This is a genomic window from Klebsiella sp. BIGb0132, from assembly GCF_024810075.1.
GTDB lineage: Bacteria > Pseudomonadota > Gammaproteobacteria > Enterobacterales > Enterobacteriaceae > Klebsiella > Klebsiella terrigena.
In genome coordinates this window covers 667,310-679,844 of sequence record NZ_JANUDW010000001.1, presented here as the reverse complement: position 1 = coordinate 679,844, position 12,535 = coordinate 667,310, and the positions used below count along the sequence as shown (strand labels likewise).

The 12,535-nt window shown below is 57.9% G+C and carries 11 protein-coding genes; 7 read left to right on the top strand and 4 right to left on the bottom strand.

Translation table 11 applies throughout. From position 1 onward, the window contains the following. Positions 1–107 precede the first annotated feature (107 nt). The 7 genes from lolA to M2416_RS03105 all read left to right on the top strand — a co-directional run bounded on the left by lolA (position 108) and on the right by M2416_RS03105 (position 9,011). The gene (lolA, locus tag M2416_RS03135; protein ID WP_259222051.1) at positions 108–719 is read left to right on the top strand and encodes an outer membrane lipoprotein periplasmic chaperone LolA; all 612 of its coding nucleotides are present in this window, start codon (positions 108–110) and stop codon (positions 717–719) included. 8 nt (positions 720–727) lie between these two features. After that, on the top strand, positions 728–2,071 hold the full coding sequence (locus tag M2416_RS03130; protein ID WP_041144782.1) for a replication-associated recombination protein A: 1,344 nt from the start codon (positions 728–730) through the stop codon (positions 2,069–2,071). Between the two features lie 92 nt (positions 2,072–2,163). Beyond that, positions 2,164–3,456 (top strand): serine--tRNA ligase, encoded by a 1,293-nt coding sequence (gene serS, locus M2416_RS03125; protein ID WP_041144783.1) that lies wholly within the window; start codon positions 2,164–2,166, stop codon positions 3,454–3,456. A gap of 201 nt (positions 3,457–3,657) precedes the next feature. Continuing rightward, positions 3,658–6,096 (top strand): dimethylsulfoxide reductase subunit A, encoded by a 2,439-nt coding sequence (gene dmsA / locus M2416_RS03120; RefSeq protein WP_259222047.1) that lies wholly within the window; start codon positions 3,658–3,660, stop codon positions 6,094–6,096. A gap of 10 nt (positions 6,097–6,106) precedes the next feature. Further along, positions 6,107–6,724 (top strand): DMSO/selenate family reductase complex B subunit, encoded by a 618-nt coding sequence (locus M2416_RS03115; RefSeq protein ID WP_041144785.1) that lies wholly within the window; start codon positions 6,107–6,109, stop codon positions 6,722–6,724. Position 6,725: 1 nt separating this feature from the next. After that, positions 6,726–7,589 (top strand): dimethyl sulfoxide reductase anchor subunit family protein, encoded by an 864-nt coding sequence (locus M2416_RS03110; protein ID WP_076945053.1) that lies wholly within the window; start codon positions 6,726–6,728, stop codon positions 7,587–7,589. A 273-nt stretch (positions 7,590–7,862) separates the two neighbouring features. After that, positions 7,863–9,011 carry an MFS transporter gene (locus M2416_RS03105; RefSeq protein ID WP_041144787.1) on the top strand — a complete coding sequence of 383 codons (1,149 nt, stop codon included), beginning with the start codon at positions 7,863–7,865 and terminating at the stop codon, positions 9,009–9,011. Positions 9,012–9,048: 37 nt separating this feature from the next. Here the strand turns inward: M2416_RS03105 and M2416_RS03100 are convergent, their stop codons facing one another. From M2416_RS03100 to M2416_RS03085, 4 genes are read right to left on the bottom strand one after another with little or no spacing between them, the layout of a single operon-like run. Beyond that, positions 9,049–9,489 carry a PTS sugar transporter subunit IIA gene (locus tag M2416_RS03100; RefSeq protein WP_259222044.1) on the bottom strand — a complete coding sequence of 147 codons (441 nt, stop codon included), beginning with the start codon at positions 9,487–9,489 and terminating at the stop codon, positions 9,049–9,051. A 48-nt stretch (positions 9,490–9,537) separates the two neighbouring features. Then, positions 9,538–10,449, bottom strand: a complete 912-nt coding sequence (locus M2416_RS03095) for a transketolase family protein (protein WP_123707182.1) — start codon at positions 10,447–10,449, stop codon at positions 9,538–9,540. Continuing rightward, positions 10,449–11,246, bottom strand: coding sequence for a transketolase (locus M2416_RS03090; protein WP_076945056.1), 798 nt, complete (start codon positions 11,244–11,246; stop codon positions 10,449–10,451). The genes M2416_RS03095 and M2416_RS03090 overlap by 1 nt, the downstream gene beginning before the upstream one ends. A gap of 11 nt (positions 11,247–11,257) precedes the next feature. Continuing rightward, the gene (locus M2416_RS03085) at positions 11,258–12,523 is read right to left on the bottom strand and encodes a PTS ascorbate transporter subunit IIC (RefSeq protein ID WP_045854645.1); all 1,266 of its coding nucleotides are present in this window, start codon (positions 12,521–12,523) and stop codon (positions 11,258–11,260) included. Between the last annotated feature and the right edge of the window lie 12 nt (positions 12,524–12,535).

Sequence of the window (12,535 nt, the reverse complement as noted above, 5' to 3'; positions counted from 1 at the left end):
AAATCAGCCTATTCTTCTGTCCCGCCGCGCCAGGCGGTCCTACATTAGGGGCAGAAGAGGCTCCCGCGCAGGGAGCGACGCACATTGACGGACATTAAGGAATAACAATGAAAAAACTCGCAATCACCTGTGCATTACTGTCTGGATTTGTTGTCAGCCAGGTTTGGGCTGACGCCGCCGGCGATTTGAAAAGCCGTCTGGATAAGGTGAGCAGCTTCCACGCCAGCTTTACGCAGAAAGTGACCGATGGCAGCGGCAATGCGGTACAGGACGGACAGGGCGACCTGTGGGTGAAGCGCCCGAATCTGTTCAACTGGCACATGACCCAGCCGGATGAAAGCATTCTGGTCTCTGACGGCAAAACGCTGTGGTTCTATAACCCGTTCGTTGAGCAGGCGACCGTCACCTGGCTGAAAGATGCCACCAGCAACACGCCGTTTATGCTGATTGCGCGTAACCAGTCTAACGACTGGCAGCAGTACAATATTAAGCAAAACGGCGATGACTTTGTCCTGACGCCGAAAAGCGGCAGCGGTAACCTGAAGCAGTTCACCATTAACGTAGGGCGTGATGGCACCATTCATCAGTTCAGCGCGGTAGAGCAGGACGACCAGCGCAGCAGCTACCAGCTGAAGTCGCAGCAAAACGGTGCGATAGACGCATCCAGGTTTACCTTTACGCCGCCGCAAGGGGTTACGGTGGACGATCAACGTAAATAGAGGCGAATGTGGGCAATCTGTCGCTCGATTTTTCCGACAATGCGTTTCAACCTCTGGCCGCCCGTATGCGGCCAGAAAATTTAGCGCAGTACATCGGCCAGCAGCATCTGCTGGCACCGGGTAAACCTTTGCCGCGGGCAATTGAGGCCGGGCATCTTCATTCGATGATTCTGTGGGGTCCGCCGGGTACCGGGAAAACGACCTTAGCGGAAGTGATTGCTCGCTATGCCAGCGCCGACGTTGAGCGTATTTCGGCCGTGACCTCCGGCGTGAAGGAGATCCGTGAAGCCATCGAACGCGCCCGGCAGAATCGTAACGCCGGTCGGCGCACCATCCTGTTTGTCGACGAAGTCCACCGCTTCAATAAAAGCCAGCAGGACGCGTTTCTGCCACATATCGAAGATGGCACCATCACCTTTATCGGCGCGACGACGGAAAATCCCTCTTTTGAACTCAACTCCGCGCTGTTATCGAGAGCGCGCGTTTATCTGCTGAAATCACTGACCACGGAAGATATCGAGCAGGTGCTCACGCAGGCGATGAGCGATGCGGGCCGCGGCTACGGCGGGCAGAATATTGTACTGCCTGACGACACGCGTCGGGCGATCGCCGAGCTGGTAAACGGCGATGCGCGCCGGGCGCTCAACACGCTGGAGATGATGGCCGATATGGCCGAAACCGACGCCGCCGGTCAGCGGGTGCTGCAGGCCAAACTGTTGACCGAAATTGCCGGCGAGCGTAGCGCGCGTTTTGATAACAAGGGCGATCGCTTTTACGATTTAATTTCGGCGCTGCATAAGTCCGTGCGCGGCAGCGCGCCGGACGCCGCGCTGTACTGGTATGCGCGGATCATTAGCGCCGGCGGCGATCCGCTGTACGTTGCTCGCCGCTGCCTGGCGATTGCTTCGGAAGACGTCGGCAACGCCGACCCTCGGGCCATGCAGGTTGCTATCTCTGCCTGGGACTGCTTTACCCGAGTCGGCCCTGCGGAAGGCGAGCGGGCGATTGCTCAGGCCATTGTGTACCTCGCCTGCGCGCCGAAGAGCAACGCGGTTTACAGCGCCTTTAAGGCCGCAATGGCCGATGCCCGCGAACGCCCGGACTACGACGTGCCGGTCCACCTGCGCAACGCGCCGACGAAGCTGATGAAAGAGATGGGCTATGGCCAGCAGTATCGCTACGCCCACGATGAGCCCAACGCCTATGCCGCCGGCGAGGAATACTTCCCGCAGGAAATGGCGCAAACGCGCTATTATCGGCCAACAAACCGAGGGCTTGAGGGGAAAATTGGCGAAAAGCTCGCCTGGCTTGCCGAACAGGATCAAAATAGCCCCACAAAACGCTACCGCTAACAGAGGCGTTGCGGTAAGGTTACCAGGATATTCCGGTGGTCGTAGTCTGCGGCCACTTTTCATTTTATTAATTCGATAAGCACAGGATAAGCATGCTCGATCCCAATCTGCTGCGTACCGAGCCAGACGCAGTCGCTGAAAAACTGGCACGCCGGGGCTTTAAGCTGGATGTAGATAAACTGCGCGCTCTGGAAGAGCGTCGTAAAGTTCTGCAGGTTGAAACTGAAAATCTGCAGGCGGAGCGTAACTCCCGATCGAAATCCATTGGCCAGGCGAAAGCGCGTGGGGAAGATATCGAGCCGTTACGCCTGGAAGTGAACAAGCTTGGCGAACAGCTGGATGCGGCGAAAACCGATCTGGACGCGCTGCTGGCCGAGATCCGCGATATCGCGCTGACCATTCCTAACGTCCCGCATGATGACGTTCCGCTGGGTAAAAGTGAAAACGACAACGTCGAAGTGAGCCGCTGGGGAACCCCGCGCGAGTTCGATTTTGACGTACGCGATCACGTGACTCTGGGCGAAATGCACGGCGGGCTGGACTTCGCTGCGGCGGTTAAACTGACCGGCTCGCGCTTTGTGGTCATGAAGGGCCAGCTGGCTCGTCTGCACCGCGCGCTGTCGCAGTTTATGCTGGACCTGCATACCGAACAGCACGGCTATAGTGAAAACTATGTCCCGTATCTGGTAAACCAGGAAACGCTGTATGGCACCGGCCAGCTGCCGAAATTCGCCGGCGACCTGTTCCATACTCGTCCGCTGGAAGAAGAGGCGGATAGCAGCAACTATGCGCTGATCCCGACTGCCGAAGTTCCGCTGACTAACCTGGTTCGCGATGAGATCATCGATGAAGACGATCTGCCGATCAAAATGACCGCGCATACGCCGTGCTTCCGCTCTGAAGCGGGATCCTACGGTCGTGATACCCGTGGTCTGATCCGTATGCACCAGTTCGACAAAGTTGAGATGGTGCAGATCGTCCGTCCGGAAGATTCCATGGCGGCGCTGGAAGAGATGACCGGCCACGCGGAGAAAGTTCTGCAGCTGCTGGGTCTGCCATACCGTAAAGTGGCGCTCTGCACCGGCGATATGGGCTTCAGCGCATGCAAAACCTACGATCTGGAAGTGTGGGTACCGGCGCAGAATACCTACCGCGAAATTTCGTCCTGCTCGAACGTCTGGGATTTCCAGGCGCGCCGCATGCAGGCACGCTGCCGCAGCAAGTCTGATAAGAAAACGCGCCTGGTCCATACGCTGAACGGCTCTGGCCTGGCAGTGGGTCGTACCCTGGTTGCGCTGATGGAAAACTATCAGCAGGCTGACGGCCGTATTGAAATCCCGGAAATTCTGCGCCCGTATATGCGCGGCCTTGAGTTCATCGGCTGATTTTTCTACCCCCTTCTCAAAAGCGCCTACGGGCGCTTTTTTTTCATCTCCTTCTTGATGCCGGGCAATAACCCGTCCGTTCAATACCCCCATACTCCCTTGGTGTTAAAGCAGCATAAAAAACTAATAAAAGCTAGTTACGTTATATATAAGTCTATATAGCGATTATCAGTAAATTGTGAGCAACCAAAGCGAGTATCCATGAAAATTAAAGCCCCCGATGCTTTACTGGCTGCCGAAGTAAGCCGGCGTGGTTTAATGAAAACCACGGCGATTGGCGGTCTGGCAGTGGCCAGTAACGCATTTACTTTACCCTTCACGCGCATTGCCCATGCCGCAGACACCCTGTCACCGGCAGGCGAAACGGTGACCTGGAGCGCCTGTACCGTGAACTGCGGTAGCCGCTGCCCGCTGCGCATGCATGTCGTTGATGGCGAAATTAAATACGTTGAAACAGACAATACCGGTGACGATAACTACGACGGCCTGCACCAGGTGCGTGCGTGCCTGCGCGGACGCTCGATGCGTCGTCGCGTCTACAATCCCGATCGCCTGAAGTACCCGATGAAGCGCGTGGGTAAACGCGGCGAGGGGAAATTTGAGCGCATCAGCTGGGAAGAGGCGTTCGATACCATTGCCGGCAATATGCAGCGCCTGATCAAAGACTATGGCAACGAGTCTATCTACCTGAATTACGGCACCGGAACCCTGGGCGGGACTATGACCCGCTCCTGGCCGCCGGGAAAAACGCTCATTGCTCGCCTGATGAACTGCTGCGGGGGCTATCTTAATCACTACGGCGACTACTCCTCCGCGCAGATCGCCGCCGGGCTGAATTACACCTACGGCGGCTGGGCCGACGGCAATAGCCCGTCGGATATTGAAAACAGCCAGCTGGTGGTTCTGTTTGGCAATAACCCGGGCGAAACGCGGATGAGCGGCGGCGGAGTGACCTACTATCTGGAGCAGGCGCGACAAAAATCCAATGCGCGGATGATCATTGTCGATCCCCGCTATACGGATACCGGGGCCGGTCGTGAGGACGAGTGGATCCCGATTCGCCCGGGTACCGACGCGGCGCTGGTCTCCGCGCTGGCGTGGGTGATGATTAGCGAAAACCTGGTCGATACCCCGTTCCTCGATAAATACTGCGTTGGCTATGATGAGAAAACGCTCCCTGCCGATGCGCCGGCAAACGGCCACTATAAGGCCTGGATCCTCGGCCATGGCAGCGACGGTACCGCTAAAACGCCAGCATGGGCGTCAACCATCACCGGCATTCCGGCCGATCGCATCGTCAAGCTGGCGCGTGAGATTGCCAGCGCGAAGCCCGCCTATATTAGCCAGGGCTGGGGGCCGCAGCGCCACGCTAACGGTGAAATTGCGACTCGGGCGATCTCGATGCTCTCTATTCTTACCGGCAACGTCGGCATTAACGGCGGCAACAGCGGCGCGCGAGAGGGCTCATACGATCTGCCGTTTGAGCGTATGCCGACGCTGGAAAACCCGGTTGAGACCAGCATCTCCATGTTTATGTGGACCGACGCCATCGAGCGTGGTCCGGAGATGACGGCGCTCCGCGACGGGGTTCGCGGCAAAGACAAGCTCGATGTGCCGATCAAGATGATCTGGAACTATGCGGGCAACTGCCTGATTAACCAGCACTCTGATATCAACCGCACCCATGAAATTCTGCAGGACGACAAGAAGTGCGAGATGATCGTGGTGATCGATTGCCATATGACCTCGTCGGCAAAATATGCCGATATCCTGCTGCCGGACTGCACCGCCTCCGAACAGATGGACTTCGCGCTGGATGCCTCCTGCGGCAATATGTCGTACGTTATCTTCACCGATGAGGCGATTAAGCCGCGCTTTGAATGCAAAACGATTTATGACATGACGACGGCGCTGGCGAAACGCATGGGCGTGGAGCAGCAGTTTACGGAAGGCCGTAGCCAGGAAGGCTGGATGCGCTATCTGCACGAGCTCTCCCGCAAAGCGATCCCCGATCTCCCGGACTTTGAGACCTTCCGCAAGCAGGGGATCTATAAGCAGCGTGACCCTGAAGGCCACCATGTTGCCTATAAGGCGTTCCGTGAAGATCCGCAGGCTAACCCGCTGACCACGCCGTCGGGAAAAATCGAAATCTATTCGCAGGAGCTGGCGAAAATTGCCGCCACCTGGGAGTTACCCGAAGGGGACGTTATCGATCCGCTGCCGATTTATACCCCCGGCTTTGAGAACTATAACGATCCGCTGACCGAGAAGTTCCCGCTGCAGCTGACCGGCTTCCACTATAAATCTCGCGTGCACTCGACCTACGGCAACGTAGACGTGCTGCAGGCGGCCTGTCGCCAGGAGATGTGGATTAACCCGCTTGATGCGAAGACGCGAGGTATCGCCAACGGCGACCGAATTCGTATTTTCAACGCCCGTGGTGAGGTACATATCGAAGCCAAAGTGACGCCGCGTATGATGCCTGGCGTTGTCGCGCTGGGTGAGGGCGCCTGGTATAGCCCGGACGCAGGCCGCGTGGATCAGGCGGGGAGTATTAACGTGCTCACCACCCAACGCCCGTCGCCGCTGGCGAAAGGAAATCCGTCGCATACCAACCTCGTCCAGGTTGAAAAGCTGTAAGGAATAACCGATGACAACTCAATATGGATTTTTTATCGATTCCGCCCGTTGCACCGGTTGTAAAACCTGCGAACTGGCTTGTAAAGACTATAAGAACCTGACGCCGGACGTCAGCTTCCGCCGCATTTATGAATACGCGGGCGGCGACTGGCAGGAGGATAACGGCGTCTGGCAGCAGAACGTGTTTGCCTACTACCTCTCTATCGCCTGTAACCACTGCGAGGATCCGGCCTGTACCAAGGTCTGTCCGAGCGGCGCAATGCACAAGCGCGACGATGGCTTTGTGGTGGTGGATGAAGACGTCTGTATCGGCTGCCGCTATTGCCATATGGCCTGTCCGTACGGCGCGCCGCAGTACAACGCGGCGAAAGGGCATATGACCAAGTGCGACGGCTGCCACGAGCGCGTCGCCGTTGGGAAAAAACCGATCTGCGTCGAGTCCTGCCCGCTGCGGGCGCTGGACTTTGGCCCAATCGAAGAGCTGCGGCAGAAGCATGGCAAGCTGGCCGCCGTTGCGCCGCTGCCGTCGGCGCATTTTACGCAACCCAGCATTGTCATTAAACCGAACGCCAACAGTCGTCCGTGTGGCGATACAACCGGCTATCTGGCCAACCCGAAGGAGGTGTGAGATGGGAAGTGGATGGCATGAATGGCCGCTGATGATCTTCACGGTCTTTGGTCAGTGCGTAGTGGGGGGCTTCATTGTCCTGGCGCTGGCGCTTATGAAAGGCAGCCTGTCGCGTGAGCAGCAGCAGCGCGTGGTGCTGAGTATGTTTGGCCTGTGGGTGCTGATGGGGATTGGATTTATCGCCTCGACGCTGCACCTGGGGTCGCCGATGCGGGCCTTCAATTCGCTCAACCGCGTCGGAGCATCGTCGCTGAGTAATGAAATCGCCAGCGGAGCGCTCTTCTTCGCCGTTGGCGGCATTGGCTGGCTGCTGGCGGCGGTTAAGAAGCTTCCGGCCGGGCTGCGCAGCCTGTGGCTGATCGTCACGATGGTGCTGGGCGTCATCTTCGTCTGGATGATGGTGCGGGTGTACAACACCATTGATACGGTCCCGACCTGGTATAGCGTCTGGACGCCGCTGAGCTTCTTCCTGACGCTGTTTATCGGCGGACCGCTGCTGGGCTATCTGCTGCTGCGCGTGGCCGGCGTGAACGGCTGGGCGATGCGTCTGCTGCCCGTCGTCACGCTGGTGGCCCTGGTGGCGAGCGTGGCCGTGGCGCTGATGCAGGGAAGCGAGCTGTCGACTATCCACAGCTCTATCCAGCAGGCGTCTGCGCTGGTGCCGGACTACGGCTCGCTGATGGCGTGGCGCGTTGCGGCCCTGGCGCTGGCCCTGGCGTGCTGGGTTGCGCCAATGCTTAAAGGATATCAGCCGGCGCTGCCGCTGCTAGGCCTGGCATTTGTGCTGGTGCTGGCGGGTGAGATGGTGGGCCGCGGGGTCTTCTACGGTCTGCATATGACGGTGGGTATGGCGATCGCCAGCTAAGCCTTTATTCGCGCCGGAACTTCGCGGTTCCGGCGCGATAAAAAATGCGCTCTCTTCATGAAATATTTCAACTGATATTCCCGCCCGTTAATTCCAATAAATTAATAAAAACAATGGAATAATATAAAGAATAATTCTGCCGCCTCGCCGATGGATAAAAAACTTCAATCGTTGCCCGACAAACCGCGTCCTGCCTGATTTCAGGTGGATTGACAATGTTTATAGCGGTGGCATGATGCGCACGAAATCCGAACTTCCTCACGGTTTATATCCATGTCCATCTACACCCGGCCGGTGCAAATGTTGCTCTGCGGCCTGCTTTTGTTGACGCTGGCGATAGCGGTTTTAAATACCCTCGTCCCGCTGTGGCTCGCCCATGAAAACATGCCTACCTGGCAGGTCGGGATGGTCGGTTCATCCTATTTCACCGGTAACCTTGTCGGAACCCTGCTGGCCGGATGGGTCATTAAGCATCTCGGATTTAACCGCAGCTACTATCTTGCCTCGCTGATTTTTGCCGTCGGCTGCGTTGGGCTTGGCGTAACGATGGGGTTCTGGACCTGGTTCAGCTGGCGCTTTGTGGCCGGCGTGGGCTGCGCAATGATTTGGGTTGTGGTAGAGAGCGCGCTGGTGTGCAGCGGTACCTCCCGCAGCCGCGGTCGCCTGCTGGCGGCGTACATGATGGTTTACTACGTCGGTACCGTGCTGGGCCAGCTGATGGTGAGCAAGCTGCCGACGGATCTGATGAGCGTTCTGCCGTGGGTGACCGGTCTGGCGCTGGCCGCCATCCTTCCTCTGCTGTTTACGCGCGTGGTCAATCAGACGGACGAGCCGCACGAGCCGGCGCGCATCTGGCCAATGCTCAGGCTGCGCCAGGCTCGCCACGGCGTCAACGGCTGTATTATTTCCGGGATCGTCCTCGGCTCGCTGTACGGACTTATGCCGCTGTGGCTGAACCATCAGGGAGTGAGCGACGCCGGGATTGGCTTCTGGATGGCGGTGATGGTGAGCGCCGGGATCCTCGGCCAGTGGCCGGTGGGTCGCCTGGCGGATCGCTATGGTCGCCTGCTGGTGCTGCGCGTTCAGGTGTTTATCGTCATTCTCGGCTGTCTGGCCATGCTTAGCCAGGCCGCGATGGCGCCCGCGCTGTTTATCCTTGGCGCCTCAGGCTTTACGCTGTATCCGGTGGCAATGGCCTGGGCATGCGAAAAAGTTGAGCGCCATCAGCTGGTGGCGATGAACCAGGCGCTATTGATGAGCTACACCATCGGCAGCCTGCTTGGGCCAACGCTGACCGCGATGCTGATGCAGAACTTCTCCGATAACTTGCTGTTTATTATGATCGCGAGCGTGTCGTTTATTTACCTGCTGACGCTGCTGCGCAAAGCGGGGCACCACCCGACGCCGGTGGCCCACGCCTGATTTTCTCAAGCCATAGCCGGCGGGATACCTCCGCTGGCTATGGCTGAGAAGCGATAAGCGCCGCAAGCTGGCTGCGCTCCTCAATCGCAGCGAGCCGCTGTAGCCGGTTCTCCTCATCTAACCAGCACACCAGTCGCTGGATCGTTTGAATATGCTGTTCGCTATCCGCGGCCGCCAGCACGACTATCAGCCGGATAGCGGAATAGCCGGGAAACTCAACGCCTTCCCTGCAACAGAGCAGCGAAAGCGTGCTGCTGTGGCTTAACACCCCGTCTTCCGGTCGCGCGTGCGGTAGCGCAAATTCAGGGCTCAGTATGTACCAGGGACCGTGCTGTTCCGTGGCGCTGATAATCGCCTGTGCATATTCCGCGGTGACCTTTCCCTGCAGCTCTAAAGGCTGACAGGCGAGCCGAACAGCGCTGCGCCAGTCGAGAGCGTGCTGCGTATACTGGCAGGCGGCAAAAAGCTTGTCGTCCATATCGATTCCTCAGATAACGAGCCGGCCACGGCCGGCTCGTACTGCGCCTTAGCTCAGTGCGTGATACAGCGCCTCGCCGGAGATGCCATATTTCTCTTTTAGCTGACGGCTATTGCCAGATTCGGTGAAGGTATCCTGAGTTCCCAGGCGTATCAGACGCGCCGGGTGGGCCGCCTGCGCCATCGCTTCGGCAATCTGGCCGCCGAGGCCTCCGTTTACGCTATGATTCTCAAGGGTGGCGATGAGCGGACAGTCGGCAACCAGCGCAGCGAACGCCTTATGGTTGAAGGGTTTGAGCTGCGCCACGTGAATCAGCCTGCCTCTTTTACCGCTGGCGAGCAGCTTCTCGTAGCCATCGGTGGCCTGCTCCAGCACCGTACCTTCAAAGAGAATGGCAAAATCGTTCCCGCTGCTGGCGATGGCCGCGATATCCGTAACCCGCGGAATCGTGCTCTTATCGCGAACCGGCATCGGCTCGCGGGCGACGCGGATATAGACCGGACCCGTAATATTGGCCGCCTGTTCGAAGGCTTCCGCAATTTCTTCGGCATCCGCAGGCGTCAGGACCGTCAATCCAGGCAGCACGCGGGTCAGGGCGAGATCTTCCAGCGCATGGTGCGAGGCGCCGTCCGGTCCGTCATCCATACCTGGATGGCTACCGACCAGCTTGACGTTAGCTTTGGCATAGCAGGCCTGCCGCAGCTGAGTCCAGGCGGTGCCCGTTACAAACATCGCAAAATTGACGTAGAAGGGCATAAACCCCTCAAGCGCCTGGCCGGTAGCGAAGCTCATTGCCGAGCCCTCCGCAATACCCATTTCGAAAAACGCCTCGGGATAGAGGGCCTGAAACTGGTCCGTGCGGGTTGAGCTGGCTAAGTCGCTGTCGATGGCAACCACGGGATAGCCCTTTTGTTTCAGGGCGATCAGCGCGTTACCGATTTCATCGCGTGGGGCTTTCATCACTGTAACTCCTCCATTGCCTGCTGATACTGTTCCCGGGTGGGGGTTTTTGAGTGCCAGTCACCGTTATTTTCCATATAGCTAACGCCGGAGCCTTTGGTGGTATGCGCAATAATAGCCACCGGCTTGCCTTTTAGATGGCGGGAGAGCATCAGGGTATCGGCAACCTGGTGCATGTCATTGCCGTTAAGAAGCTCCAGCACATGCCAGCCAAAACAGCGGATTTTGTCAGCCAGCGGCTCGAGGTTGACCACCTCATTGACCGGATCGTGTGACGAGAAGCGGTTGTAATCGACGATGGCGACCAGGTTGTCCATTTTCATATGAGCGGCCTGCTGCAGGGTTTCCCAGATTTGCCCTTCGTGCATCTCGCCGTCGCCGAGGATCGCAAATACCCGATGGGGATCGTTACGGCGCTTTTTCGCGGCCGCCATTCCCAGGGCAACCGACAGGCCCTGGCCGAGCAGGCCGGTGGTGGCATCGACGTCGGGTAGCGCCTTGATGCTGGGGTGGCCCTGCAGGCGGGAATCGATCTGGCGGAAGGTGCTGAACTCCCGGCGTTCAATTTTGCCCATCTGATAAAGCATGGCGTACTGGGCGGCGACGGCATGGCCTTTACTCATGACGATGCGCGAACGGGGGGAGCGACTGAGGTCCACTTCCTCATAGTAGAGCCAGGTCAGAATATCGATAATTGACAGGGCGCCGCCCGGATGGCCGATCCCTGATTCATAGATCATGCTAACGATATCGCGTCGTGCAGCGAGCGCGTGGGACTTTAGTTCTGCAATATTCACGTATTTTCCTCCTATGGCAGCATTTTGCCGATGTAGTACACGACCAGGCCAAGCGCGACGAAATCCGTTTCCGGGAAGCTGGTTCCCGACAGCCCAACGGACTCCATAATCGGGTAGATCAGGGCCGGTCCGATGCCGATGAGGATCCCGGTGATAAAGCTCCCGGCAATCGCGCCTTTCCAGCCGCCGGACGCGTTACCAAACACCGCGGCGGTGGCGCCGATAAAGAAATAGGGGATGGCAACCGGGATAATGACGGTTTGACCGAGGATCGCGAGGAACCCCATCACCACCAGCCCGCCGATAAATGAAGAGATAAATCCCAGCACCGTAGCGGTTGGCGCGTAGGGGAAGACCACGGGACAGTCGAGCGCGGGTTTGGCGTTAGGAATGAATTTCTCCGAAATACCGAGGAACGCGGGGACGATTTCGGAGAGCAGCAGGCGTACGCCGGTAATAATGATGTACAGCGAAGCGGTGAACGTCAGCGACTGGAACAGCGGGTAAACCAGCCAGTGCATCCCGCCTGCCGCCGCCGTTACGGCCTCTTTTCCGGCCGCGAGAGCGGCGATGTAGTAGAAGATACTGACCGAGATCGAAACGGAGACAATATAATCTTTAAAGATCCCCAGCCAGCCGGGCAGATTCAGCTTCTCCGTCGACTGTTTCGGATCGCCGACTTTCGAACCAATCCATCCTGATGCCGCGTAGGCCAGCGTAACGTAGTGCCCCATGGCGATTTCGTCATTGCCGGTGATTTTCCTCATCCAGGGTTGGGCGATGGCCGGATAAAGGCACGCGGCGAGGCCAAGCAGAACTGAGCCGACAATAATCGTGGTCATATCGCTATAGCCAAGCGCTTTCAGCGTGACGGTGAGCAGGGCCGAGAGATAGAGATTATGCTGCCCGGTGAGAAAAATGTACTTAAACGGGGTGACGCGAGCAAAGAACAGATTCCAGCCAAAACCGATGACCATAATCAGCGACACGCACATCGCGAATTTAGTCTGCGCCAGCCCGGTGAGCGCTTCCGCCAGCGGCATCACGCCTTTCAGACCAAACCCATCGCTGAACAGCGTCTGAAAGTTGCCAAGTGAGGTTACCGCCAGCCCGGCGCCGCCAGCAAAAACCAGAAACCCGACGATAGTTTTGAAAGTGCCGGAGAGCACCTTTTCAATCGGTTTGCGTTGAATTAACAAGCCAATTAATGCGATAAAACCAACTAAAAGTGGGGTAACGCCCAGAATGTCGAATACAATAAATCTGAGGAAATCCATATTGCCTCCGGG

What these genes read in the sequence shown, in the direction of transcription:
- lolA (WP_259222051.1), top strand. Translation starts at nt 108, where the DNA reads ATGAAAAAACTCGCAATCACCTGTGCATTACTGTCTGGATTTGTTGTC.
- serS (WP_041144783.1), top strand. Translation starts at nt 2,164, where the DNA reads ATGCTCGATCCCAATCTGCTGCGTACCGAGCCAGACGCAGTCGCTGAA.
- dmsA (WP_259222047.1), top strand. Translation starts at nt 3,658, where the DNA reads ATGAAAATTAAAGCCCCCGATGCTTTACTGGCTGCCGAAGTAAGCCGG.
- M2416_RS03115 (WP_041144785.1), top strand. Translation starts at nt 6,107, where the DNA reads ATGACAACTCAATATGGATTTTTTATCGATTCCGCCCGTTGCACCGGT.
- M2416_RS03110 (WP_076945053.1), top strand. Translation starts at nt 6,726, where the DNA reads ATGGGAAGTGGATGGCATGAATGGCCGCTGATGATCTTCACGGTCTTT.
- M2416_RS03105 (WP_041144787.1), top strand. Translation starts at nt 7,863, where the DNA reads ATGTCCATCTACACCCGGCCGGTGCAAATGTTGCTCTGCGGCCTGCTT.
- M2416_RS03100 (WP_259222044.1), bottom strand. Translation starts at nt 9,489, where the DNA reads ATGGACGACAAGCTTTTTGCCGCCTGCCAGTATACGCAGCACGCTCTC.
- M2416_RS03095 (WP_123707182.1), bottom strand. Translation starts at nt 10,449, where the DNA reads ATGAAAGCCCCACGCGATGAAATCGGTAACGCGCTGATCGCCCTGAAA.
- M2416_RS03085 (WP_045854645.1), bottom strand. Translation starts at nt 12,523, where the DNA reads ATGGATTTCCTCAGATTTATTGTATTCGACATTCTGGGCGTTACCCCA.